The following is a 25004-nucleotide window of genomic DNA, read 5'->3' as shown; positions in this document are numbered from 1 at the left end:
ATCAAAAATGTACTTGCTGGTTATTTAATAAATTATAAGAGGCAAAGAATTAACATGTGCACAGCAATAACGCTACAATCAAAACAATTTGAAATTTTTTTTGGCAGAACCATGGATTTTTCTTATAATATTGATCCAAAGCTTTATATTGTACCTAAACATTAGCAAGCTCAGCCAAGGCTTCACAGCGACCCCTGGGGAGGTGTTAACAAATTATTAATAATTTGTTTTGCTACTTTGGAATTTCAACTATATCTGATATGATGTGTGATTTTTTTACATTATTGGAATTATACCCATAATATTTATGGCATATATATCAAGAATCCTGATTTACATTGCATAAGACGTGGAAATTGCAAATTGACTTGCAAAGAACAAGCAAAATGGTGTAAATTTTACATAGATGTAATTTAGATAGATAATATATAAAAAATTACTAAAAAATGTTTCGACAAGGATGTTATAGATAAAACTATGAAAATTTAACTGAAGCAGCTGGAGGATTAATATGCCTAATCTTTATACACGAAATTTAGAAATTGTACATAAAGCTAAGGAAGGTAAAACATGTCGAGAATTAGCTAAAGAATATAATATATATTATTCAACAATTAGTCGCATAATTAAAAAGCATAAAAAATTTGAGGCTTACTGCAATGAGATGGAAACTTTAAAAGCTAAAAATAAAATAAATGAAGAAACAAAGTTATATGATTTATGTAAGCTATTAAAGTTTGATACTAGAAGTATTAAGGCTTTAGTTTATAAAAATATTAAAAGTATAGATAAGCTTTTAGCATTAAGTGAAGAAGATATTTATGCAATAAGAAGCCTTGGTAAAATGAGCCAAGAACATGTAAAAAAATGTATAATTGAATACAGAGAAAAAATGAATCAACTTACTAATTTATATGGGATAGATATTAATAATATAGAAAAAGTTACAGACAATCTTGAAGAATCATCAATTCAAAAATCATTAATTGAGCCAGAAGTAAGTATAAAGGCTAATAGAGAATATATTTATAAACTTATTAGAGCTGTAGATGATGGACAAGTTGATTCAAGATTTTTAGAAAAAGAATTAAGTAAAGAATTTGATAGAATAGAAAATATAAATAAAGAATTATTGAGGACTTTGATAAATTTGCAAAAGTCTAGAAATATACCTTGGAGTAATGAAGATAATCAGTATAAGGTAGAAATGGAATGTAAGCTGGAGGAGATTTTAAATATGTATAAATAATGCGCTATTTTTAGCAAGCTCAACCTTTCAGTTTTCGCAACCACCCCTGGCAGGTTGTGCATAAATTCAATTTCTTAAAAATATAATCACTATAGCAATTTTGATTTTTAAGATGCTATAGTGATTAATTTATATTTTCTAAATATAAAAAAGTAAATACATGCTATAAGATTCTCTATGAACTTTTTAACTCCTAAAATCTTAATTACTCTTTTTAAATTATATGTAAAAAAAGCAATACTAACTTCACCTCTTACTTTTCTAAAACCTCTCAGAAGTAAGTAGTAAAAATTTATTGACCTTTTTATTGTTCCGAAGGGATGTTCTACTATCATTTGACGCTGCATATATTTAGCTTGATTTTCTTTAACTCTACTATTAACAATTTCAGCAATATCATCAGCTTTAGTACGTGTTATTGTTCTACCTTTAGATGAAGTTGTACATTTACTTTTATTTTTGCAGCTAGAACAGACCTCAAAATTACAATATTTTTTCTGTTTAACATCTATCTTCTTTGATATACATGATAGTCTTTGTCCATCTGAACAGATATATGCGTTTTCATCTTTTAAATATTTAAATTTATCACTAAAATATCTTGAATCACCAATACTATTAGAATATCGTGGTCTAGAAACCTAGACTATAATACCTTTTTCTTCACATTCCTTAAAATCTTCTGTATCAAAATAACCTTTATCTGCTAGTGTTTCTATTGATTTAACATTCTGCAACTTCTTTCATTTTTCACAACTTGTTTCTGCTGTAGTGTTTTCTCTTTGACGCCGAAGCTTCAAGTTTTGTTCCATCTACGACAATAAGTTCCTTGCCATATAGTCCTAATTCAATACAATAGCTAACAAAGCACTTAAAAACTTTTTCTAAATATTCAACATGATTTTTTCTAAAATCAGCAATAACTCTATACTTAGGTTGAAGTCCTTTAGTTAGCCAAATTACTTCTTTATTAATAACACATTGCTTTGACAATTTACGTGATGATCTTATACCATTAAAATAACCATAAATATATAACTTTAAAAGATCTTTTGGATCAAATTTAGGTCTTCCAACAGCTTCGTTATTTCCAGTGATGAACCCCATACTTTTAAGATTCATATAGTCAACTATTTTATCAATTACTCTTATTTCATTATCTTTTTCTACATAATCTTCAATTGACTCTACTCTTATTTGTTCTCTGTCATCACCGCAAATATAATTCATTAGATTAATCTCCTTTATGGAAAATTTGTACTGATATACAAAATTATAACATTAAGGTTGGATTTTTGCACAACCTGCTGGGGTACTTGAGAGATGAACCTCCAATATTGCCAGTTATTTCCTATCATCTATAGTTTCATCTTCTTTAATTACTTCCAAATCAATCCCAAAGTATTTTTTAAGCAGTTCATTAAACTCAGCCTCATTGGATATATTTCTTTCAGAAACTTGTCCATTTTCAACTGCTTTAAAACACTCATCCGTTAATGTAATTCTTCCTTCCTTTGTTGGCATTGTACAAAATCTCATTTTTGTAAACCATGAATCATGAAAAGTAGAGGTAAAATGGCTAGACATAACATAATCTAAAGGGTAACATTCCTCCAGTGTGAAAGCATATATATTATTATATTCATCCTCTACCTTGTTTTGCAACACATAGCCGAATTTAGGGTCTTTAAGCAATCGAAATGTACGTCCAAACTGCTGCTGCTCTATTCCTTCTGCTAATAATAAAGGTATAATGATACCATCCCTTCCAAAACCGACATCCACCAACCATCTTTTGTCATGAATTTCTACCATTAACACTTGATGCGTCTTTGCAGAATAAAATTTCCCATCCACTGCCACTCTTGCCAATAGGTCTGTTACTTTAAAGCCCAGCTCCTTAAGTATAAAGGAGAAAAAACCATTCATTTCAAAACAATATCCTCCTCTTTTATTTTCTACAATTTTATTATATAAAGATTCCATATCGAGCAAAACTGGCTTTTTGTAATAAACATTTAAATTTTCAAAAGGTATGTTCATCATGTGGGCCATATGTAAATTACAAAGAGTTTCATAGGAAACATCTCTTCCACCTTCATATTTTATTCTCTCAAAATAAGAACTAATATTGAATAATTTCTTTGACACGATTATTCCCCCCATTTAATTAAGTTGAAGCCATTAGCAAGCTCAACCTTTCAGGCTTCGCAACTACCCTCGGGGGTAGTTAACAAATTGTTTTGCTATTCTTATTTACATAGTTTCTTAAATGGTTTTTATTCATACTTTTTAATTATATCCTATTGTTTTAAGTAAATAAACTCTAATATAAAATTGATACAAATGTTATAACTCAACTTTCGCACATAAAAAACTTACCTTCATTGTCCTCTGTCAATTGTCCTCTAAAAATATTGCAGGTATTAACAAGATAAGTTAAAATATTATTATATTACGGAATATATAGTAAATAAATCTATTAAAAGGTGATAAGTGTAAAAGCACAATCATCCAGTTCATATGCACCTAATGCCCATATAAGTCATATGTAAGTTCAATATGGTGTCAGTGTATTTCACGATTCAAATTCAGAATTATCAAACTAAAAAGTACAGCAGCCTAGCTATCTAGGTTACTATAAATAAACAAGCTGAAAGGAGTTAACTACTATGAACACTAGAAATTTGTGATAATAGGATTTTGGGGAGTACTACAATTACTACCAGCACATAATTAGGATTATAACAAACACATATTAAGAGGGGGACACTTATATGCAAAAGAAGAAATTGATTATATTGACAGCTATGGCAGTTCTATTAGAGGCAGGCAGTATTAATGTATATGCTAAAGAAAACAATTACACATCCAGCAGATTAGGCGGACAAACAAGAATTGAAACAGCTGTTAAAATAGCAAGTGATTACAATAGTGGGCAGTTAAATGCAGTTGTAGTATCTACAGCAAATGATTTCCCTGAGGCATTAACTGGTAGTGCATTAGCATCAAAGTGCAAAGCACCAATCTTATTAGTAAATCAAACATCAAGAGATAGTCAAAGTGCATTAGATTATATTAAGTCACACTTATCATCCAATGGCACAGTTTATGTGTTAGGTACAACCTCTTCTGTTTCTTCAAATGTAGAGAATGCAATAAGAGGTATGGGATTTAGCAACATAAAGAGATTAGCAGGAGCTAATAAAGATGAAACATTTAAGGCAATCAATAATGAAATAGGAGTAGCAGCAGGCACACCAGTGTTTATTGCGTCATCAGACAATTTCCCTGATGCACTATCAGCAAGTGGTATAGCAGCAATAAAAGGCTATCCTATAATCTTATGTTCACAAGGCGCTTTACCACAAGCAGCTATTGACCAGCTTCAAGCTATAAAACCAAGTCAAATATTTGTAGCAGGTGGACCAGCAGTAGTACCAGAGGGCGTAGTGCAAAAAGCAATAGCTGCCGCAGGGGTTTCATCAGACAAGGTAGTAAGATTATATGGACAAGACAGATACGACACTTCATTAGCAATAGCAAAGTATTTCAACTTGTTTACACCTAATGCAGTAATAGCATCAGGAGAGAATTTTCCAGACGCCTTAGCAGGAAGTTCATTAGCAGCTAAGAATAATGCACCAATCGTTTTAGTTGGTGGAGATAATGCAAGACAAAAGGAATACTTAGACGCAACTGAAGCAAGTAAGCTAACAGTCTTAGGTGGAACAGGGGTAATGCCAGAGGGTAAGATAGATGCACTAAAGGCTAAGTATCATAAGACAAGAATAGAGGCATCAAATCAAATTGATATGGCAGTAAAGCTAAGTGATGAGTTTGTTAAGAATGGTAACATTGGTTCATACAGAGTTGGTGACAAAGACAACACTGTAGGGGCTTATCATATAAAGCCTATAGATGTTACAAACTCATTTACAGCAGATGCAACTGTTAAAAATGCAATCATCATTGCAGAAAATGACAAAGCCAGTGCAATAGGTTGTTTGTCACTAAGTGTATATTTAAATGCACCTGTATTAATTACAGAACAAGGCAGCCTAAACAGCCAAACAGCGACTCAACTAGCTAAATTAAACATAAAGAATGTTTATTTAGCAGGAGGAACTGGAATGATTTCATCTTCAGTAGAGAGTCAGCTAAAAGCATCAGGCTACAGTGTAACAAGATACAGCGGTAATGATGCAATAGAGACAAATAGAATGATGTTAAAGGCAATACCAAAAGAGTTATTCGGACCAAAACCAATGGTTGTAAATGAGGATGACTGGGCACAAGGAGCAACAGTAGCATCTTGTGTTAAATTCCATAATCCACGTACTTTTGGTGGAGATGACAAAACATACATTAACCCAGTATTCATTTTAAAGGCTAATACATCTACAGTGGAGGAGTTCAAGGATGTATCAGCAGTATTAAAGCCATTGGAGAGCAGTTGGAACTCAAAACAAAAAGACTTTTATCAAGTATTTTTTGATGAGAGTCCAGAGCTAAGGTATAAAAGTACCATTGATACTGTAGGTAGTAATACAACACAAGCTGAAGTAGATGCAATAAACCATAAATTAATTCAGTTTACAAATAACTTTGGGTTGTCAACTTTCAGTATTCCTAGCACAGTTAAGAAAGGAGCATCTGGGACTAATATAGAAATAAATTACGCACTTAAAGGTCAGCTAGCATACAATGGGGAGTCATACAAGGTTAGAACGGCATTATTCTGTGGTAAGGATAGTACAACTAACAACTTAGCACTTCCAGCATTAGCAGCTAAGTATGGAATAGGAGTATACTTCTCAGGAGGAAGTATACCAAAATCATACAAAGACCACTTATTAAGTATAAACAAAACAATCAATGGAGTTTATTACATTGGGGGTACTTCAGAAGTACCAGATGGAAGCGAGTCCATATTGAATGGACGTTAAGTTTAATTCAAAATTAAAGACGTTTAAAAGAACAATATCAATGGATACGTTTAAGGTATTTGAATTTAATATAAAAAAATAAATTAGAAAGAGCTTGTTCCAACATAAAATTAACTGCTCCCTATCAATTAGACTGTAGAAAAAATATAAATTTTAAAAAAGTACCCACCAAGATAAACTGGTACCCATGTCAAGGACAATGTAAAAAAGAGTATTAAGATGCTAAGAGATGATTTCTGTATTGTACAGGAGTCATCTTTTTTAAGTTCCATTGGTATCTATAATTATTATAATATGTAATATAGTTATCTATCATTTTCTTAACAGATTCAAATGTAGTGCAGGATTTTAGATTTATCTCATCTTTCATATGTCCAAAAAATGATTCCTGAGTAGCAAGCTCAACCTTTCAGGCTTCGCAACTACCCTTAGCAAGCTCAACCTTTCAGGTTTCGCAACTACCCCTGGGGTCGTTACAAAAACTGGAAGCTTTTGTTTGCTTAAAGTCCACCTAAAATACGAGAATATTTGTCCACTGGAGCATTCCACTTTTAATTCCTAAATATTTTTTAATAAGTTTGTTTCAAATAAGTTTCTTCCAAAATTCCTATATCTATTATGCCATAGCAACTCTGAATAAATTCTATAATATTCTTGTCCATATTCCTTGCTAATTCTTACAGCTCTATTATATAAAATTTTCTGCATCCTATCATATTCTTTATCTAAATCAATATCTCCAATTCTTGATATAATATTAAGGTTATCTTTAATTAGTTGTTTTTCATTGAAACAATTTCTAATTGTATGTTCATCCAAGGGAACAAATAAAAAAGGTATAAGTTTTTTTCTACAATCATTCAATTCAATTGCCATCGATACAACATGTTCTAAAAATAAATCTATAGGAACTCTCACTCTATTGTATACTAACTTATCATCCTTAATATTTTCTTTTAGTAAATCATTAAGTTCGTAATATAGATAATTAGAAAGTTCATTAAGTTCATCTTTGCTATTTATTTTTTTGAGCGTGTCAGTAATTTTCACTTTATTTTCTATAAAATACTGAATGTAAACTTTTTTGGGTCCATCTTCATTATTATTCACTCTATGGAATCCTCTCCAAATGCTTCTATCAATTGCACTCATTGTCCATTCATCACCATATTCATCTTTCACAACACAACCTTGTGCAATTGAATCATAGTTATATAAAGGACTTGGATTGAAAAAAACTTTCTTTGCCTTCGCCATAAACATTTTTGCAATAAGTTCCATTATTATAACACTCCCTCAATATAAATCTAAAAATATTAACCTAAATTTGTCTCAAATAAATTTTCCCCATTATTACAAAATCTGTTGTTCCATAATAAATCATAATAAATCCTATAGAAATTCTTATTATTCACTTTACTATGATCTATAGCTTTATTATATAAAATATCTTGCAGCTTCCTATAATCATCAATATTTAGTAAATCGCCAAAAGAAGATTTCCTTCTTACATTGCAATCTTGCAATTGCTTGGTGCTGAAAATATATGAGGATGAAAAAATCTGGCTATCCAATGGTATGAAAAGTAATGGTATCAATTCTAATCTATAGCTTTCTAAATCACTACACATGCAAACTATATGTTCAATAAACAAGTCAATAGGTTTCCTAATTCTATTATAGGATGATAACTTTTTAGGTACTACTTTTCCTGATAAAATAGATTTTATTTCATTGTATAATATATTTTCAAAATCATCGAGCTGTTCTATACTCTTAATTTCCTTCAACTTTGAAATTATCATTTTTTTATTAAACACTAAATAGTTTTTAAAATCCTCACTTGCTCCCAATGAAGCTTTATCTATTCTTTCAAATGCCCTCCATGTATTTGGTGCTATAGCATACATTTTTTTAGTTCTTCCTTGTCTATTTTTCACTTTACATCCTGTAATTATAGGCTCATATTCAAACTGAGAAGTAGGTTTTAAAAAAATCACCTGAGCTTTCTCAATAATTTGAGTAATAATAGTTTGATTATCCATATCAATCCCTCCATTAAATAAACTGATTTATATTTTACTTTAATAAATCATCTAGGCTTATACTGTCATTCCTTATTTTTTCATACTCTACTAATTCCTCCTTTACTATTTTATATCTCCCACTTAAAATTTTTATGGCATTAATTATAATAAAAAGCTTTATTGTATCGCTTATACTATTCTGTAGTAATTCTAATAATAAAGCAGCTGAACTCTCTTTATCTTTTAATATAATGAATGCTAAATTTAATATAAGCTCTGCATCTGTTCCATTGTTAAATTGATTATTGATTGGTCCATTTAATGTGTTTAAGTTCCTATCAAAATAAAACTTCTGCCCGTACTGCTCTTTATAAATATCCTGATATTGTGAAATAAGATAAATAAATGATACTAACCTTCTATATTTATCATTAATAGTGATTTCTTCTGCTGTTTCATTATAAATACCTAATTGTTTTAACAACATTAAAAATTCTCTCTTGTGTTTTCTGTTAATATAAATTCCTTTTATTTTATTCTCTAACAACTCTGCAATTATATCGTTTGTCTTTTTACCTTCTTTTAAGGCTATTTGTTCTGTTTTCTGTAGTACATCTTCATTTATATATAGAGAGATTTGCTTTTTTGATTTACAATATGAATTGAATTTTTCTAATACTGCTTCAACAAAACTATCATCAAAGTCATTGATTGTATATATTTTTTTGTCTAATATGTTGAAAACTTGAACTCTTAAATGTTTTTCATATATCCAAATAGTCAATATATTTCTTTGAACATTATTTGTCATGGCAAAAGCAATAGCGTTATCTTTCCTAAGCTTTATAATAAAATCAACATCCTCTCGCTTAAAAAGGGTAATTAAATATTTTATCTGCTCTTGATTATGATTAGAGTATCTATTAAATATATCGGACTTTACAAATTCTTTTTCTTCATAAATATTTTTTTCCAATTATAAACACCACCAAACTTTTTCTATACCCATTATATTCTAATTTTTATTTATTGTCTACTTGTTTTTATCATAAAGTTGCAATTTTTACATTGTATTTTAGAAAGTGAATAGCAAGCTCAGTTAAGTCTTCACAACGACCCCCGAGGGGTGTTAATAAATTGTTAACAATTTGTTTTACTATTAAACATATAAAAAAGCAGTAGAATTGACTACTGCTCTTGCTTAAATATAATCTTCAAAACCCCAATATTAACTATACCCCTTTAACTTTTATTAAACAGTCTTTTCTATAAAAAGCCATACCATATTTTATTAGCAAGTTCAGCCAAGACCCCACAACGACCCCCGGGGGGTCGTTAACAAATTGTTAACAATTTGTTTTGCTACAGAATCCATCCAGTCCATATTAATTTATTCCTCCAAAACATACTCGAAATCCAAATCTTCATTTATACCCTTAAACCCATATCCAGAATTATAATTTATTGCAATTCCAGCCAAACTATTAGGAATATATGGTCTCGCTTTATAATCATCACCATATTCCTTAGCTAATTCAGATTCATCATAACCAATTAATACCCCACAAACCTCACCCTCGTAGGCATATATGTCATCAAGTGATATGATTGCACTATCTCCAGTCTTCTTATTTGTAACTTTAAACTTAAATTTATCTGCTCTCATCTATTACAACCTCCATACGACCTTCTTTGAAGATACCTTGATATCAAAAATTTTGTAATCCGTCAGATTTCCGTAGCCTAAATTTTTAGGAACCATGCAAAAAAATAATCCTTCCGCCAAGTATAAAATCATGGCGGAAAACATGTGTTTTTAATACAACATCAAAACGTAAAACTGTTGATTTTACTTGCTTAATTTAACCACAGTTTCAACATACGGTGTGTGCGAGAACATATCCATTAATATAATTATATTGAATATATTCTAATTAAGGCTTTTTCATATTTATCAGAAAAACTTATTTCATTTATCGGAGTCATTGGATTTTCATTATACTTCCAATTTTGAGTACTTTTCTCTCCTTGGTTCCATAAAACTCCTGTAGGCCAATTTTTAGAAACTTCACGTCTTTCAAATACAGCTGCTCCAAATGTCGGACATCCCCATTGCTTTGATGCTCCAGCAAAGGAGTGTTTTGCAAAATATACATCTCCGGAACCACCTTCACCAATTGGATTGAATCCATGTACTAGGTTTAATATAACATCGACTCCTGGATTTTCAAGATTTTTCTTTCTGATTCCAAATCCATCATAGCAAATAGCAATATAAAATTTTTTATTTCCTATTGGGAAAATTCTTTGTTTACCAATTTCTTTTGATTTATAATTATCCGCAAGTAGTATTGAGTTATCTGTATGATAAAATTTCCTTCCAGCACTAAGTAACCCATCTTTGTTAACTGCTACTCCAATTTGATCTGTATTACCTCTACCATCTATTCCATAGCAAATAACCATTTTACTATCCAGCAATCTTAGATATTCTTGAACTTCATTTACAAATAAATCATTAATATCATTTGGTTTATAATCAAATTTAAAAAAACCTGCTGGCAAAAGCAATAAGTCTAACTTATTATTTGATAACTCAATTAACTGTAAAAGTAAATTTTCTCGTTTTGTATTATTAATACTTTTATATGATTCAATGCAGCAAGTTCCTATTAAAACATTAGATTCAATATGATTATTATCTATACTATTATCATTATATTTTTTTATTTCAAATCCTAAATTTTTTAAAAATTCATTGCTTTCGTTACCGCCACTAAATTCACAAGATTTCAGGACATGCCCATTAATGTACTTATTTGCTATAGAAATTAAATATTTAGGTGGATATGCTCTATCATTATACATAAGTTTATATTTTGTTGATTTCCTATTGTTTGGAACTCCATTTAAATCTACCTCTTTAATGGCATTTATAATATCATCTTTTTTTATATTCTTCGGAATCATATTCAACACCTCCGTTAACTTTAATTAAATAAAATATTCTATAACTCATCAAATAATCCTTCTTTATAACTCGAAATAGCAATTAATATGAATTTATTAGTCAAAATACATACTTAATTTTTATATCATAGTAGCAAGATCAGCCAAGGCCTGTTTATCAATTCTTAGAAATCCTCTGAAAGTAATAAAAAAGTTCGCTAAACGACACAAAATCGTTCACGGATTGTTTCTTCATGGTTTAATCTATCCTGCATAAAATACACCTAAAAACGCATAAAAAACCCTCAGAGATGTTTTTAAACTCTCTGAGGCTTTCTGTATCAAACTATATTTTAATCGCTTATAAAGAGTGTAACTGTTACTCCTAGCTTAGTTATCTGATGTATCAAATCGTGCCTTAGGATTAATTTGTCGTATACGATTTTTTGATGCTTCGTCTAAACTACAATTTAGGAACGCATTTTTATCTATTTTCGTTACGCTATTTGGTATTGTTACGCTCCTCAAACTACTACGACTACTCATAAAGGCATACTCACTTATTTTAGCCACACTGTCAGGGATTGTAATATTTGTTGGATTTTCTCCTTTGTATCCCAATAATGTATTTCCGATACAAACAAATCCGTCAGGTTTACGGTTATACCAGTATGTATAATCAAAAGCATCAGCAACTATATCTACTTTATCTATATTGTCTGGAAATTTAATATTCGCCAGCTTTTCGCAATTAGCAAATGCCTGAGAGTTTATGCTTGTCACGCTATCCGGAATGGTCACATTGGTCAAAGCAGTACAACCTTTGAAAGCAGCTATACCTATTCTAGTCACACTTTTAGGTATAGTTATACTACCCAACTTAGTGGCATCCTTGAAAGCACCATTACCTATGCTCGTTACACTATTAGGAATATATACAGCTTCTAATCCACCTGAATTGAGCGTATCATTATAACCTATTTGCACCACAGGGTCTCCATTAATTGTATCTGGAAAACGAACTTTACTAGACCTTCCTTTATACCCTTTAATAACTACACCATGTAATTTCGAGTCATATTCATAAACAAAGTCTGTATCAGGGATTTTATCCCAGTTAGTTGACTCAGAATTGACTTTTTGATTACTGCTTGATACTTCTTTGGTTGAATTTTCTACGCTGCTATCGCCCTTATTCCCACACGCAGATAACAAAATCGTACAGGTAAATAATACACCTAGAATTTTTACATAGTTCTTTTTAAATTTATTTTGCATCTTCTGGTAATCCCTCACTTTTTATGTTTTATTATTTAAACATCTTTATTTTTATTTACCTATAATCTTATCTGACACAGCTCCTGTCCCACCAAAAATATAAGACTTCTCCAATATATTCTTGTTTATATACTGTGCCATAGCGTCATTAACACTATCTTTACTTACAAGAACTAAAGGTGTATTGTTTTTAGCCGCCAACATTGCTCCTGTTAAAGCGTCTGGGAAGTTTTCTCCTGAACATATTGAGATACTCTTGTAGCCTTCACTTGGTGCAAAGTGTTTTATTATTTCAAGAGCTGTAGCATACCTATCTTGTCCAGCTAAACGAGTAACATTAATTCCCATACTCTTTATGTTATCTTCAACTTTACTTGACACTACTCCTGTACCGCCTACAATTACTACGTTCTTTATATTCCAATCTTTTAAAGCTTGTAATGTGTCAGGTCTTAGGCTATCCTTACCTGAGAATAATAACGGCATAGTGTTCCTTGCTGAGAATGGTGCTATTGCTAATGCGTCTGCAAATCCATTTTGTGAAGATATTGCTACTGTATCAAATATCTTTGTATTTCTAAGTTCTTCACCAACTTTTACGGCTGTATCGAATACATCTGTTCCACATATTCTTGATACATTATATTTTTTACTTAATTCATTTTGAATGTTTTGGGATACAGATGTTGTATTTCCTAGTATATAAATATTCTTTGCTCCAAGTCTTGCTATTTCAGCACTAATGTCACTGTTAAGTTTATCTGACTGTGTTATTAGTACAGGTGCATTTTTTAAGTAGGCATAGCTTCCTCCAACTAATGCGTCAGGATAATTGTTTCCATCAACCAGTATTACATTATCTGATTGAGTCCAACCACTTTGGCTTATAGCCACAGCTGTCTTGTACCTATCTGCTCCTGCTAATCTCACTGCGTTGCTTGCCTTAATTGGAGTAGTAACAGGAGTAGGCGTAGGAGTATCAACAGGTGCAGCACCTGTTTCAGATACCTTTACATAAACGTACCCCTTAGTATCATCTAATGTATCTTTGGCAAAGTCCCAATGTTTTGCCAAAGCACGGTCACTATACAAATCCTCAGCCTTAAAACCGTAGGTTTCAGTTAGTAAAGCATTAACAGCAGTGCACGGCACTTCTTTAAGCACTTTACCATAGTGGTGTGAGTCTATAAATTTTATATTCCCATTCCACGCTGCAGCGTCTTGGGTATTCACAACATTTCCTCCAATTTCGTGTGTTAAGGACCACACAGCCATAGGTATATCAAAGTAAGTTTGTCTACATTTCATTTGTTTTGAAAATTTTCCATCTACTACGACATTATTGCTGTCAAAGGTAGTATCCACAAATACCCATCTACCATCAACATAGGTTTCATTCCATGCGTGACCATTATCATTTCCCCTTATGTTTCCACTAACAGTCTTAGATGGAAAACCTGCAGCTCGCATAAGCTCAGTAGTTACTCCTGCGTAAACTTCACAATTACCTCTTTTCAAAGGTCCACCGGGGTAAAGTTTTGCACTAGCTGCAACCTTATCAGCAAAAACGGTTGTTCGGTCAGAATAATCGTAATACATATTATTCGCAACCCAGTCATGTATGGCCTTGACCTTAGCATAATCATCGGTAATACCTGCTGTTATAAGGTTAGCTTGTGTAACATCTGCTGCTTGTGAATGACCTATATAAGAGGAAAGTGCGTAAGCGTCTGTTCTTTCATTCGCTGTCCTTAGTAAGTTGTTAGCATACCAAGTATTTCCTTTAAAAGTTCCAACTCCACTTTTTACTTCAAGAGTATAAGCATACTTATCAGGATATATGCCGAAATATTTATTTACATAACCAATTCTAACTGCGTAAGAACCATCGGGAATACCTGCTATCTTCATAGTAGCCCCATTACCCTGTCCTCTGTTATAAGTAATACTACGAACCACAGTACCTGTAGTATTACATATATCAAGACTAATACTATCATATACTCTGTCTGTCGGTTCATTATTGAACACTAAAGAATTTGATTGTAAAGTTACTGAAAAATTGGCTCTACTATCAAGTGTAACCTTAGTTGATGTGTCTGCTGCAAAAGCAACAGTGGAACTCATAGAAATTGCTGCTGTAATCATTAAAACCATTAGCGTCTTTTTCATAAATAATAATCCCCCCTAAAATCATAACTGCCTTTGATAGTTATTTCTATGATACAGAAAATCAAGGAAAAATACAACAAAATTCGTCAAATAACGTTAAATAATTACATAATTGCCAATAAAACAACATTGCAGAATAAACGTTCTATAAACTCATCATTTAGAGGATAAATATTTTTAATTAATAGCAAGCTCAGCCAAGGCTTCACAATGACCCCTGGGGGGTGTTAACAAATTTTTAACAATTTGTTTTGCTACTTTGGAGCTTCAACTATATCTGATATGATATCTACTTTTTTACATTATCGGAATCATATCCATAATATTTATGGCATATATATCAAGAATCCTGATTTACATTGCATAAGACATGGAAATTGTAAATTGACTTGCAAAGAACAAGCAAAATGGTGTAAATTTTACATAGATATAATTTAGATAGAGAATATATCAAAAATTACCAAAAAAAATGTTTTGATAGGGATGTTATAGATAAAACTATGAAAAATTTAACTAAAGCAGCTGGAGGATTAATATGCCTAATCTTTATACACGAAATTTAGAAATTGTACATAAAGCTAAGGAAGGTAAAACATGTAGAGAATTAGCTAAAGAATATAATATATATTATTCAACAATTAGTCGCATAATTAAAAAGCATAAAAAAATTGAGGCTTACTGCAATGAGATGGAAACTTTAAAAGCTAAAAATAAAATAAATGAAGAAACGAAGTTATATGATTTATGTAAGCTATTAAAGTTTGATACTAGAAGTATTAAGGCTTTAGTTTATAAAAATATTAAAAGTATAGATAAGCTTTTAGCATTAAGTGAAGAAGATATTTATGCAATAAGAAGTCTTGGTAAAATGAGCCAGGAACATGTAAAAAAATGTATAATTGAATACAGAGAAAAAATGAATCAACTTACTAATTTATATGGGATAGATATTAATAATACAGAAAAAGTTACAGACAATCTTGAAGAATCATCAATTGAAAAATCATTAATTGAGCCAGAAGTAAGTATAAAGGCTAATAGAGAATATATTTATAAACTTATTAGATCTGTAGATAATGGCCAAGTTGATTCAAGATTTTTAGAAAAAGAAATAAGTAAAGAATTTGATAGAATAGAAAATATAAATAAAGAATTATTAAGGACTTTGATAAATTTGCAAAAGTCTAGAAATATACCTTGGAGTAATGAAGATAATCAGTATAAGGTAGAAATGGAATGTAAGCTGGAGGAGATTTTAAATATGTATAAATAATGCGATATTTTTAGCAAGCTCAACCTTTCAGTTTTCGCAACCACCCATGGTGTCGTTACAAAAACTGGAACAGTTTTTGTTGCTAACAATTTGTTTGCATCCCCCGGAGATACTTATGAGTGCAGCAAATTTGCTATTTTTGAAGATCCATAGACTTCTTATTAGCATTCCCCTTATCAATAGGTTGTATATCACAAATAATTAATGTTTCTGGTAAATAGGTTACCTTATACTCTTCACCTTCTTTAGGATTAAATTCATTTACAATTCCCAAGGAACTTCTAATCCAAGAAGGACTTTTTGAATCTTCTTCTTTAATCTTCCACCTTTGCGTAAAGTAGTTATCATACTGCTTTTCACTATAATATGGTCCCTGCATAATTTCTTTTATTGCTGGCTTTAATGGTCCATAATATGTCTTTACATTACCTGATTTATAATTTTTCATATCTGCTCTAATGTTATTAAAGGGCTCCTGTACATCATTTGAAAGTATCATAGGAAATATAATTATATTGGGAACTATAAAGGTCACAACAGCCAACTTAGCAAACATCAATTTAGAACCTGGTATCAACTTGATCACTTTCTTCCACCAAATAAAGTTAACTACTCCAAGTAATAAGGAAATCAATATTCCTCCTACTATTAAAATTTCTAAACACAAGTATGTAGGATATAACACTGAATAAGCATGTCCTAGTCTGCTTTCCGGGAAAAATTTTGGTATAATATTTGGTAAATGCAGCATTCCAAGTATTAATGCAACAGCTCCCATTGCAAATAATATAAATGCCAATATATGTAGGCTAAATTTTATGACTTCAAGACCTTCTTTTTTATGTTTAAGCATAATTTCCTCCTTTTATGTATTTTATTATTATAACATTTTAAGTACTATATATGAATATTATATAATTTATTATTTATACATAAAAACAAACCCACAAAAACCAATTTATGATTTTCGTGAGTTTTAATGGTGGAGGCGAGGTGCGACCTTTAAAATCCACCTGAGTCTAAGAATCACTTGATTCGGTTTAAAAACTTATTATTTTAGATTAAAAGTTCATATATATTCTTAATTTATTTCAATTGTAGGGAATTTTAAATTCTTATATTTAGCAAACTTTTCCTTAACTCTTGTTAGATTTTCTTCTGTATAGAAACCACCTTGCGTATGAATAATTTCCTTTACATGTTCTTTTCTTCCTTCAGTATCTGTACGGTCACGACTTAATCCATCTTCTTGAATTACAAACTTCCACTTACCTTCTTCTGTCTTTTCTAAATTTCCACCTGCACCACAAACTTGACATTCAACTGGGAAATATAATCCATCCCATTGTGGTTCCCCTAAAATTAGTGCGTTTGAATGACAATTTGGACACCATCCCATACCTTCATCACCAAGCCAGCCTCTTTCTGATACTTTTGTGTTTAATGATTTCATGATATTTTCACCCATCTTATGAGCACGTTCAATCATATCATCATGTAATAAACATTGTTTTGGTGCTGGTACTCTTGTTGCTAAATACATATCTACTACTTTAAAGTCATTTGTAAAACATGTAGCTTGCATACTTTCTAAAGCCATTGATTGCCATGAACGAGTAGATCCTCCAACTGCAATTAACCCTGCAACTCTATCTCTATGTTCGATTGCTCCAATTGATTCTAAAAATGCTGATTCATATGCAAGATTTCTATGCATAAATTTTGAAAATGTTGCTGTTGGCATTAAATCATATGTTGGTGCTGATGCAATTATAGCATCTACATTTAACATAACATCCATGATCGCCTGCTTATCATCTTTTTTGCTTAATGTACACCCAACATTTTTTCCACTACTCATACCATGTGTACAAGCTGTACATCCTGAACATTCCATAATGTTGTAATCTCTTAAATTGATCATTTTAACTTCTGCACCTTGTTCTTGACAGGCTAATAATGCTTCCTTTAATAGAATTTCAGAATTTGAATCCTTTCTTCCTGCAGTAATACCTAATACTGTAAAAGCCATAATATAATAATCTCCTTTTAACAATCTTAATATTTTTCTTAAAATGTTTTATAATTTTATGTTTTGTTTTTTATAAGATATGAATTTCCACTTACAAAATCAAATCATTTGCTATAATATTAACATGTGAAGAAGTGGAATTCATCCAAAATAAGTCTTAAAATAATGCTTTAAATTGCTTACTAGTTAGACATTTTTCTAATTGTAATAAAATAAGGAGAAACTTATGCAGAAAAAAAATGATTTATATAAAAAAAAATACGAACTATACAATAGTTTATTTACTGAAAATAGTATAGACGGAATTCTTAACATAGGTGAAAATTTTTTAGGTAATCCTATTTTTATTTTAGATACCAGTTATCGCATTATAGCCCGTTCAAACCTGGCCAAACTTGATAATTCAAGTATAGAAACTCATAACGGAGAAAGTTACCTTTTGCTAGATATTGTTCAATTAATGCAAAAAAATAAATGTATTGATAACATCTATAATTCAGATAATGCATTTTTTCATAATTCTGATGAGATTTTAATTTTTTGTTCTATCAGAATTAATAATATTACCGTTGGATACATATCTGTTTTACAAAGCAAAAGGAAATTCAATGCAGAAGATTTAGAATTGACAAATGTACTATCTAAGGTACTTTCCATTCAACTTCAGAAAGAAAATTTGTTTATTAGTAATTCTGGATTGGATGAAGAATATTATTTAACAGATTTATTAATAAATAGAATAGATAATGTTGAATACATAACAGAACGATTACAATATATAAATTTTAATTTATATGAAAACTTCATTATACTTTCAATACCCTTTAAACAAAAATATAAGGATTATAGACATAATTTCGGATTAAAGGAATTAATAAAGAAAATTAAAACTATATTAGGAAATTGTATTTCAACATATTATAAAGATAGGATTATTTTCCTTATAAGTAATGAACATAAAGATGTTATTAATGATTCTCTTAAACAAACTCTTTTAGAATTTTTGAAATTAAACAATTTGCGTTGTGGTATTAGTATGGTTTTCGAAAATTTATTAGATATACAAGATTTTTTTTATCAATCTATATACGCTTTAGAGTTATCATCATGTATGAAAATAGATAATACTATAAATTATTTTGAAGATTATATAGAGTACTATTTATTTAATATGTCTATGGGTACAACCAATGATTTTTATAAAATAAATTTATTAACTTTAGTTCATCCTTGGATTAAAAAACTCATTAAATTTGATGATCAAAATAAAACAGATTTATTTAAAACTCTAAAAACCTATATAGAAAATAATAGAAATGCAAATGATACATCTATCCAACTAAATATACATAGAAGTACATTCTTTTACCGTTTTAATAAAATCCAAAGTGTACTTAATACATCGTTAGGTAACAATTATGATATATTCAAATTAGAACTTTCACTTAAAATTTTAAATTATAATACATTAACAAAAATCCACAACAGCCTGTAAGTGCATATTTAAATCACCTACAGACTGTCGTGGATTTCATGGTGGAGGCGAAGTAGCAACAAAGATTGCTCGTTTCACCTTCAATCTTTGTAAGGGGTCAGACCCCTTACAAAAACTGGAACAGTTTTTGTTTAAAAGCCCTTGAAATCAAGGACTTTCTATTGTATCAACATTATAACATCATATTCAGCTTACTCTAAACCACGATTAATAGGTCATTATTGATTTAAAAAATCCAAAGCAAATTGTACATGTAATGCTGTACCATACTTTAGGTAATCTTCATCAATCTTAAATTTCTCATGGTGCGGGAAGTATATAGTTTCCTTTTCTTCATTTCTATAGCCAAGCATTGCATAAACTCCTTTAGCATGCTGAAAATAATAAGGCATATCCTCTGATCCCATTAATTTAGGCAAAGCTATATTTTTACCTTCTCCAAAGACTTTTGTACAACTTTTATCAGCAAGTACTGATAACTCATCATCATTATAAAGACTAAGTGCGCTTTCCTCTATGATTACATCAACCTTAAGTTCATATGCATCTGCAATGGCCTTTGCATGTCTCTTTATTGCTTCATGAGCTATTTCTCTAATCTTTGGATTAAAGTATCTCATGGAAATGTCAAGCTCTGTATACTTGGAAACTACGTTTGCCTTTGTACCTCCAGTGAACTTTCCTACAGAAATCACTATTGGCTCCTGAGCATCAATATTCTTGGTAACTATTCCCTGAAGATCTGTAACAAAAATACATGCAGGGTGAATAGTATCCTTTGCAAGATGTGGAACTGACCCGTGACCTGATACTCCTTCAAACTTAACATAAATAGTATCACAACCTGCCATTCTATATCCTGGAGTCAAATCTACATATCCTGTCTCTAAGCCTGGCATTCCATGCATTCCTAGACAAGCATCAACTCCATCCATTCCACCTGCTTCTATTATCTTTTTGGCACCAGAGAATGTTTCCTCCCCTTCTTGGAAGAAGAATCTAACTTCACCAGGTATCTCATCTTTCATCTCAGATAGTATTTTAGCAGCACCAAGAAGCATAGAGGCATGAGCATCGTGACCACAAGCATGCATAACCCCTGGGTTTTTAGATGTAAATTCAACACCTGATTCTTCTTTTACAGGGATCGCATCTATGTCTCCTCTTAAAGCTACAGTTTTTCCAGGCTTTCCACCTTTTAATGTAGCTATTAAAGATGTATTTCCAGCCTTTTTGTATGGTATCCCCAATTTATCCAATTCCCTCATAATCTTTTCTTGAGTTTTAAATTCTTCTCCACTAAGCTCAGGATTTTCATGTAAATCCCTTCTGAAATTTATTACGTACTCTTCAATAGACTTAGCCTTATCTAATATATTTGACATTTAAAAAAACTCCTTCCTATTTCATATTTTGGCAGATTTAAATAACTAGAAAAAATATGGTTCTATACTTAAAACAGAATACTAAGCAATCTTCTTTTTCATATTCTCTTTTTTCTTTGTGTTAGGTACTAACATTAATACAGCAATTAGTGATATAGTTCCTGCAATTACACTAACCCCTAATCCCCATCCAGCGGCTAAATGCTGAGCTGATTTATTATTCATAAGAATGGCAGTTGATACTGCTCCAGAAATTGCAACCCCAAAACTTCCACCTAATGAACTTGCCATTTTATAAATACCTGATGCAGAACCAGCTTTTTCCTGAGGAACATTTCCAACTGCAGTGTTCGTGGATGGAGTAGCATAAAATCCGAAGCCAACTCCCATAATAGCAAGACCAACAAAAGTAGATGCAAAGTATAGTGAATTTGGCAAGAAAGTTAGTGACATTAGTAAGATCCCAAATGCAGCTATAAAAGTTCCTATGGCCATTGGTAAACGTGCTCCTGTCTTAAGCATCACTTTTTCACCTACACGAATTGTTGACACTATTGCAACTAAATAACCAATTGTTAACAACCCACTTTGGAATGAAGTCAATCCACGTCCTGTTTGAACATAAGGCATTAGGATAAATAAACATCCAGCACACATATTAAGTAAAAAGTTTGAGATTACAGCCGCATTATAACCTCTGCTGCTAAATAGGGTTAAATCAACTAATGGAGCTTTTTGTCTACGTTCTATAAATAGGAAGGCAGCAAACAAAATTACAAAGGCAGCTATCAACGAAAGAATAATAGGACTAGTCCATCCAAACTGTCTACCGCGAGTAACAACCAAATTTAATGAAAGTAATGCTAATACTAAAGTAGTAATTCCAAAATAATCAATGTTTTGTTTTTCTCCGCTATTAATTTTACTTTCTGGAGTGCCTTTAATTAAAAACATCCCCATCAATGCTACTGGAACAGTAAGCCAGAATAACCAACGCCAGCTTAAGGCTGATACTACTGCTCCACCAAAGAAGTTAGCAACACTGCTTCCACCCCAAGAAGCTAAAGACCAAAAGCTTAGAGCACGGGGACGAGCTTCACCTGGATAGTAAGCATTTATTAGAGCTAAAGTAGCTGGCATAATTAATGCACCTGATAAGCCTTGAATAACACGACCTATAATAAGAAGTGCCTGCCCTTGTGCTACTGCACAAAATATTGAACCAATTATACTTAATATAAATCCAACTTGAGTAATCTTAACTCTTCCTACTTTATCAGCAATTCCTCCTGCTGTTACAATGCTAACACCACAAATTAATGCTGTAATGCTGACTGCAGTACTAACGACAGAACTTGAAATCCCTAAATCATGGGTAAGTGGTGGTACACCTGCAGTTATAGCACTTCCGAATAACCAATAGGTTGCTACACCAAGAATCATTCCAAATAATAAACGATCATTACCTTTGTAGTTTGTCATGTTTTTTCCCTCCTAAAACTTATTTTTTAACTTGCTAAATTTCATAGGCATCCATATTACTTAGAGTCATTGAACGGATAATTCAATATAGTTCTCACATAAAAATTCATTCACTAGTACTAGCATTTTAATTAATCTTTATTTATATTCTTGTGAACAATTTCATAATATACCCATTAGCAAAAAGTTAAAATACTATTTCCTCCAACGTTTCTGCTTGTTCCTTGAGTTCAGTTTTTTGTTACGTTTAGAGGTTATTTTTTATTCTAAATATAAAAACTTATTCGGTAACTACTCGTTCTAATACTCCCATACAGACTCTGTGAGAGCGGGAGCAAAGACTAGCTACATTCTTGATTTGTTCAACTAAAATAAGCTTGGGGTTAAATGTCATTTAATCATTTAACCCCAAGCTTATTCAATTATATGTTATTTTGTTTTTATTTAACCTTTTTCTTAGGAGAGAAAATGCATAAATCTTGAACAAACATTCCTTCCCTTATAAATGTATTTAAGGTCATATTAGGATTTTTATCAACTATCCCCTTGAGTATATAAAGGCCTAATCCTCTATCCTCTCCCTTACTAGAATATCCTCTCTCATAAATTTCAATTAAGTTTACTTTTCCACCCTTAAAAGTATTTGCCACTGTGATATTTAAGTCATAATTAATTACCTCTACATAAATCTCAACTCTCTTGTCATCATTTGCCGAAGCTTCCTCTAAAGCATTTTCTAGTATAATTCCTATAATCCTAGAAAATTCCAGTTCAGATATATGGGATTCTTTTACCTCGCCTATAACTATTAAGCTTACATCTATGTCTTTTTTAATACTTAACATAATATAGTATGAGAGCATAGACTTTAGAGGAATATAATTTACATCCTTTAAATTTAAAAATGCATCATAGCTCTTATCTCCTACAACTTCTCTATTTAGTCTGTCTAATAAATTATTCTCATTTAAGCCCTCTGCTCCAATACCTAACACTATGTTTTTATAATCATGCTTAAATTCCCTATACTTTTCCACTAATTTTTCTATAGTTCCTATGTAGAGAGTTAGTTCTTTAATTCTCTTCTCCTTTTCATTCAATTCCAATTCATCTTTTACTTTTTTAATGTTTAATTCATCATTTATAATATAAAAAATTATAATAAAGAAGTTTATGGAAACAAAGGAGATTAATTTAATTCCATAGTTCACATTTAAGTCATTTATTATTTTTATCAGTATATTAATAGCCATGATTATATATATGCCGTTAAAGTTTCTGTTCTTTACATCCTCTTCAGAAAAACTTAAAGGAATATATCTTCTAAATAATCCGAAAGCTATCATGATAGTTAGATAAATTAATATAAAGTAAAAATTGACGTTATAAAACAATATGTTAAAGTTGAATATATCTTTTATATTTATGGTATAGCCTAGAATAAGCACTATGCCTCCACTCATGTAGTAAGCCATTAGAGTAATTAGTTCAACAAAAAAGGAAAGTTCTAAATTCTGTTTGAAATTTTTACCAACAAAAAAATAGGTTATAATATAATTACAAAACCATACAAATATAAAGGATAAAAAGTTATCTCTTAAAAATACCATAACAATAGGCTTAATAGCCATAACTAATATTACTGCGCAAATTCCCTTAAAATTAATCTTTATTTTTTTATCATAAAAGGTATATATGAGATAAGTCTGTACTAGTGTAGTTGCTATTGTGTAATGCATTCCCTTATCTCCTTTTCTCTTCTCTTGGAGACACACTCTCTTATATCACCAGTTAGAACTACATATAAATTGTCATCAATGCTTTCAATTTTTTTGATATGGCCTTTGTTTACAATTATACTTCTATGAATTTGTATAAATTCATTTGAAAGCTTTTCTTGAATTTCTTTTAAAGTCAAATTTATACATACTTGTTCTTTAACTGTATAAATAATAATTTTCTTTTTACTCTTATCAGTTTCTAAACAGATAATATCGGAAGGCTTTATCATAAATACATTTCCACCAACTTTAAATATTAAAGATTTGCTTTGGATCTTTTCCTTATAAATCTTAGCATATACATCAAGCGCTTCCTTAAGGGAATTTTCCATATTATACCCTTTATCTATAAAATCCAGTATTTTAAGCTTATATTTAAATACGCTTTGCATTTGATGAACATGAGCAGTAACATATATCATTTCTCCTTTATATTCATCAATATTTCTTATCTCTCTACCTAGCAACAATCCATTTTTATCTTGTTTTAAATCTATATCCAAAATATAGAGACAATCTTCATATGAATTTAGAGATTTAATATAACTTATTGTTTCTTCATAATTTTTAAATGCTTTAATGTTGCACTCCAAGCCTTTATCTTCAAAAAAGGATTTTGTTATTCGTGAAATTTCTTTTATATTTTCTTGCCTATCTTCGCATATAATTATATTCAAAAAAATCACCTCTACACATTTTTACAACATAAGCCTAGCCTATAGACCTATACGTTATTTTTATTAATCTATATTCTACCATAAATATGCCTATTAATTCATTATTGATAAAAAAAACTACAAGTCTAAGCTCTAAGATTTCCTATCAAATTTCCTGCAAAAAACATTAAAAGCCCTTCAATTCAAGGACTTTCTATTGTATCAATATTATAGTTTATGTATGGTGGAGGCGAAGCGTGACCTTTAAAATCAACT

At 30.7% G+C, this 25004-nt stretch carries 20 protein-coding genes and 2 pseudogenes; 5 read left to right on the top strand and 17 right to left on the bottom strand.

The genetic code is table 11. From position 1 onward, the window contains the following. Positions 1-54 precede the first annotated feature (54 nt). Both Ccar_RS26570 and Ccar_RS24255 read left to right on the top strand, forming a co-directional pair. Positions 55-162, top strand: a pseudogene (locus Ccar_RS26570) (linear amide C-N hydrolase); the annotation flags it as partial. A 349-nt stretch (positions 163-511) separates the two neighbouring features. Beyond that, the gene (locus tag Ccar_RS24255) at positions 512-1249 is read left to right on the top strand and encodes a helix-turn-helix domain-containing protein (RefSeq protein WP_048030464.1); all 738 of its coding nucleotides are present in this window, start codon (positions 512-514) and stop codon (positions 1247-1249) included. Between the two features lie 107 nt (positions 1250-1356). On the opposite strand, the gene Ccar_RS27745 is transcribed toward Ccar_RS24255, so the two are convergent. The 3 genes from Ccar_RS27745 to Ccar_RS24245 form a co-directional block, all read right to left on the bottom strand. Next, positions 1357-1803: a transposase gene (locus Ccar_RS27745; RefSeq protein WP_423230854.1), complete on the bottom strand. Its 447-nt coding sequence runs from the start codon at positions 1801-1803 to the stop codon at positions 1357-1359. A 196-nt stretch (positions 1804-1999) separates the two neighbouring features. Further along, positions 2000-2479, bottom strand: a complete 480-nt coding sequence (locus Ccar_RS24250) for a transposase (protein ID WP_007063603.1) — start codon at positions 2477-2479, stop codon at positions 2000-2002. 114 nt (positions 2480-2593) lie between these two features. Continuing rightward, entirely contained in the window at positions 2594-3400 is an 807-nt protein-coding gene (locus tag Ccar_RS24245) for an arylamine N-acetyltransferase family protein (RefSeq protein ID WP_007063604.1), read from the bottom strand. Between the two features lie 626 nt (positions 3401-4026). Here Ccar_RS24245 and Ccar_RS24240 point away from each other — a divergent pair. After that, on the top strand, positions 4027-6198 hold the full coding sequence (locus tag Ccar_RS24240) for a cell wall-binding repeat-containing protein (RefSeq protein WP_007063605.1): 2172 nt from the start codon (positions 4027-4029) through the stop codon (positions 6196-6198). A 214-nt stretch (positions 6199-6412) separates the two neighbouring features. On the opposite strand, the pseudogene Ccar_RS26560 reads toward Ccar_RS24240, so the two are convergent. The 8 genes and pseudogenes from Ccar_RS26560 to Ccar_RS24200 form a co-directional block, all read right to left on the bottom strand. Then, positions 6413-6595 (bottom strand): annotated as a pseudogene (locus Ccar_RS26560) (IS3 family transposase); the annotation flags it as partial. 161 nt (positions 6596-6756) lie between these two features. Continuing rightward, on the bottom strand, positions 6757-7479 hold the full coding sequence (locus Ccar_RS24235; protein WP_007063607.1) for a hypothetical protein: 723 nt from the start codon (positions 7477-7479) through the stop codon (positions 6757-6759). Positions 7480-7514: 35 nt separating this feature from the next. After that, positions 7515-8243 (bottom strand): hypothetical protein, encoded by a 729-nt coding sequence (locus tag Ccar_RS24230; RefSeq protein WP_007063608.1) that lies wholly within the window; start codon positions 8241-8243, stop codon positions 7515-7517. 34 nt (positions 8244-8277) lie between these two features. Further along, complete coding sequence (locus tag Ccar_RS24225) at positions 8278-9201, bottom strand: hypothetical protein (protein ID WP_007063609.1); 924 nt, start codon at positions 9199-9201, stop codon at positions 8278-8280. 414 nt (positions 9202-9615) lie between these two features. Further along, on the bottom strand, positions 9616-9891 hold the full coding sequence (locus Ccar_RS24220; protein ID WP_007063610.1) for a hypothetical protein: 276 nt from the start codon (positions 9889-9891) through the stop codon (positions 9616-9618). 248 nt (positions 9892-10139) lie between these two features. Then, the gene (locus tag Ccar_RS27515) at positions 10140-11195 is read right to left on the bottom strand and encodes a ScoMcrA-related endonuclease (RefSeq protein WP_242852181.1); all 1056 of its coding nucleotides are present in this window, start codon (positions 11193-11195) and stop codon (positions 10140-10142) included. Positions 11196-11564: 369 nt separating this feature from the next. Next, complete coding sequence (locus tag Ccar_RS24205; protein ID WP_007063613.1) at positions 11565-12452, bottom strand: leucine-rich repeat domain-containing protein; 888 nt, start codon at positions 12450-12452, stop codon at positions 11565-11567. Positions 12453-12503: 51 nt separating this feature from the next. After that, positions 12504-14624: a cell wall-binding repeat-containing protein gene (locus Ccar_RS24200; RefSeq protein WP_007063614.1), complete on the bottom strand. Its 2121-nt coding sequence runs from the start codon at positions 14622-14624 to the stop codon at positions 12504-12506. A gap of 535 nt (positions 14625-15159) precedes the next feature. On the opposite strand from Ccar_RS24200, the gene Ccar_RS24195 reads away from it, so the two are divergent. Beyond that, positions 15160-15897 carry a helix-turn-helix domain-containing protein gene (locus tag Ccar_RS24195; RefSeq protein ID WP_048030462.1) on the top strand — a complete coding sequence of 246 codons (738 nt, stop codon included), beginning with the start codon at positions 15160-15162 and terminating at the stop codon, positions 15895-15897. Positions 15898-16030: 133 nt separating this feature from the next. On the opposite strand, the gene Ccar_RS24190 is transcribed toward Ccar_RS24195, so the two are convergent. Together Ccar_RS24190 and Ccar_RS24185 are read right to left on the bottom strand one after the other, a co-directional pair. Further along, a complete protein-coding gene (locus Ccar_RS24190) occupies positions 16031-16750 on the bottom strand; it encodes a hypothetical protein (protein ID WP_007060933.1) in 720 nt (239 codons plus the stop codon). A gap of 228 nt (positions 16751-16978) precedes the next feature. Then, positions 16979-17929, bottom strand: coding sequence for a flavodoxin family protein (locus tag Ccar_RS24185; RefSeq protein ID WP_007060934.1), 951 nt, complete (start codon positions 17927-17929; stop codon positions 16979-16981). A gap of 226 nt (positions 17930-18155) precedes the next feature. On the opposite strand from Ccar_RS24185, the gene Ccar_RS24180 reads away from it, so the two are divergent. Then, on the top strand, positions 18156-19424 hold the full coding sequence (locus Ccar_RS24180; RefSeq protein WP_007060935.1) for a PucR family transcriptional regulator: 1269 nt from the start codon (positions 18156-18158) through the stop codon (positions 19422-19424). A gap of 218 nt (positions 19425-19642) precedes the next feature. On the opposite strand, the gene Ccar_RS24175 is transcribed toward Ccar_RS24180, so the two are convergent. The 4 genes from Ccar_RS24175 to Ccar_RS24160 all read right to left on the bottom strand — a co-directional run bounded on the left by Ccar_RS24175 (position 19643) and on the right by Ccar_RS24160 (position 24758). Then, complete coding sequence (locus Ccar_RS24175) at positions 19643-20809, bottom strand: amidohydrolase (RefSeq protein WP_007060936.1); 1167 nt, start codon at positions 20807-20809, stop codon at positions 19643-19645. Positions 20810-20890: 81 nt separating this feature from the next. Then, the gene (locus Ccar_RS24170) at positions 20891-22291 is read right to left on the bottom strand and encodes an MFS transporter (RefSeq protein ID WP_007060937.1); all 1401 of its coding nucleotides are present in this window, start codon (positions 22289-22291) and stop codon (positions 20891-20893) included. A 440-nt stretch (positions 22292-22731) separates the two neighbouring features. Then, entirely contained in the window at positions 22732-24030 is a 1299-nt protein-coding gene (locus tag Ccar_RS24165) for a GHKL domain-containing protein (protein WP_007060938.1), read from the bottom strand. Next, a complete protein-coding gene (locus Ccar_RS24160) occupies positions 24015-24758 on the bottom strand; it encodes a LytR/AlgR family response regulator transcription factor (RefSeq protein WP_237737370.1) in 744 nt (247 codons plus the stop codon). Before Ccar_RS24160 ends, Ccar_RS24165 begins: the two co-directional genes overlap by 16 nt. Positions 24759-25004: the final 246 nt, after the last annotated feature.

Source organism: Clostridium carboxidivorans P7, from assembly GCF_001038625.1.
Lineage (GTDB): Bacteria > Bacillota > Clostridia > Clostridiales > Clostridiaceae > Clostridium_AM > Clostridium_AM carboxidivorans.
Note: the sequence above shows the minus strand (reverse complement) of the source record. Positions and strands in the feature narration are given on the sequence as shown.

Excerpts from the sequence above, each read along its gene's own strand:
- Ccar_RS24255 (WP_048030464.1), top strand. The coding sequence starts at position 512 with ATGCCTAATCTTTATACACGAAATTTAGAAATTGTACATAAAGCTAAG.
- Ccar_RS24250 (WP_007063603.1), bottom strand. The coding sequence starts at position 2,479 with ATGAATTATATTTGCGGTGATGACAGAGAACAAATAAGAGTAGAGTCA.
- Ccar_RS24240 (WP_007063605.1), top strand. The coding sequence starts at position 4,027 with ATGCAAAAGAAGAAATTGATTATATTGACAGCTATGGCAGTTCTATTA.
- Ccar_RS24235 (WP_007063607.1), bottom strand. The coding sequence starts at position 7,479 with ATGGAACTTATTGCAAAAATGTTTATGGCGAAGGCAAAGAAAGTTTTT.
- Ccar_RS24230 (WP_007063608.1), bottom strand. The coding sequence starts at position 8,243 with ATGGATAATCAAACTATTATTACTCAAATTATTGAGAAAGCTCAGGTG.
- Ccar_RS24220 (WP_007063610.1), bottom strand. The coding sequence starts at position 9,891 with ATGAGAGCAGATAAATTTAAGTTTAAAGTTACAAATAAGAAGACTGGA.
- Ccar_RS27515 (WP_242852181.1), bottom strand. The coding sequence starts at position 11,195 with ATGATTCCGAAGAATATAAAAAAAGATGATATTATAAATGCCATTAAA.
- Ccar_RS24205 (WP_007063613.1), bottom strand. The coding sequence starts at position 12,452 with ATGCAAAATAAATTTAAAAAGAACTATGTAAAAATTCTAGGTGTATTA.
- Ccar_RS24200 (WP_007063614.1), bottom strand. The coding sequence starts at position 14,624 with ATGAAAAAGACGCTAATGGTTTTAATGATTACAGCAGCAATTTCTATG.
- Ccar_RS24195 (WP_048030462.1), top strand. The coding sequence starts at position 15,160 with ATGCCTAATCTTTATACACGAAATTTAGAAATTGTACATAAAGCTAAG.
- Ccar_RS24190 (WP_007060933.1), bottom strand. The coding sequence starts at position 16,750 with ATGCTTAAACATAAAAAAGAAGGTCTTGAAGTCATAAAATTTAGCCTA.
- Ccar_RS24185 (WP_007060934.1), bottom strand. The coding sequence starts at position 17,929 with ATGGCTTTTACAGTATTAGGTATTACTGCAGGAAGAAAGGATTCAAAT.
- Ccar_RS24180 (WP_007060935.1), top strand. The coding sequence starts at position 18,156 with ATGCAGAAAAAAAATGATTTATATAAAAAAAAATACGAACTATACAAT.
- Ccar_RS24175 (WP_007060936.1), bottom strand. The coding sequence starts at position 20,809 with ATGTCAAATATATTAGATAAGGCTAAGTCTATTGAAGAGTACGTAATA.
- Ccar_RS24170 (WP_007060937.1), bottom strand. The coding sequence starts at position 22,291 with ATGACAAACTACAAAGGTAATGATCGTTTATTATTTGGAATGATTCTT.
- Ccar_RS24165 (WP_007060938.1), bottom strand. The coding sequence starts at position 24,030 with ATGCATTACACAATAGCAACTACACTAGTACAGACTTATCTCATATAT.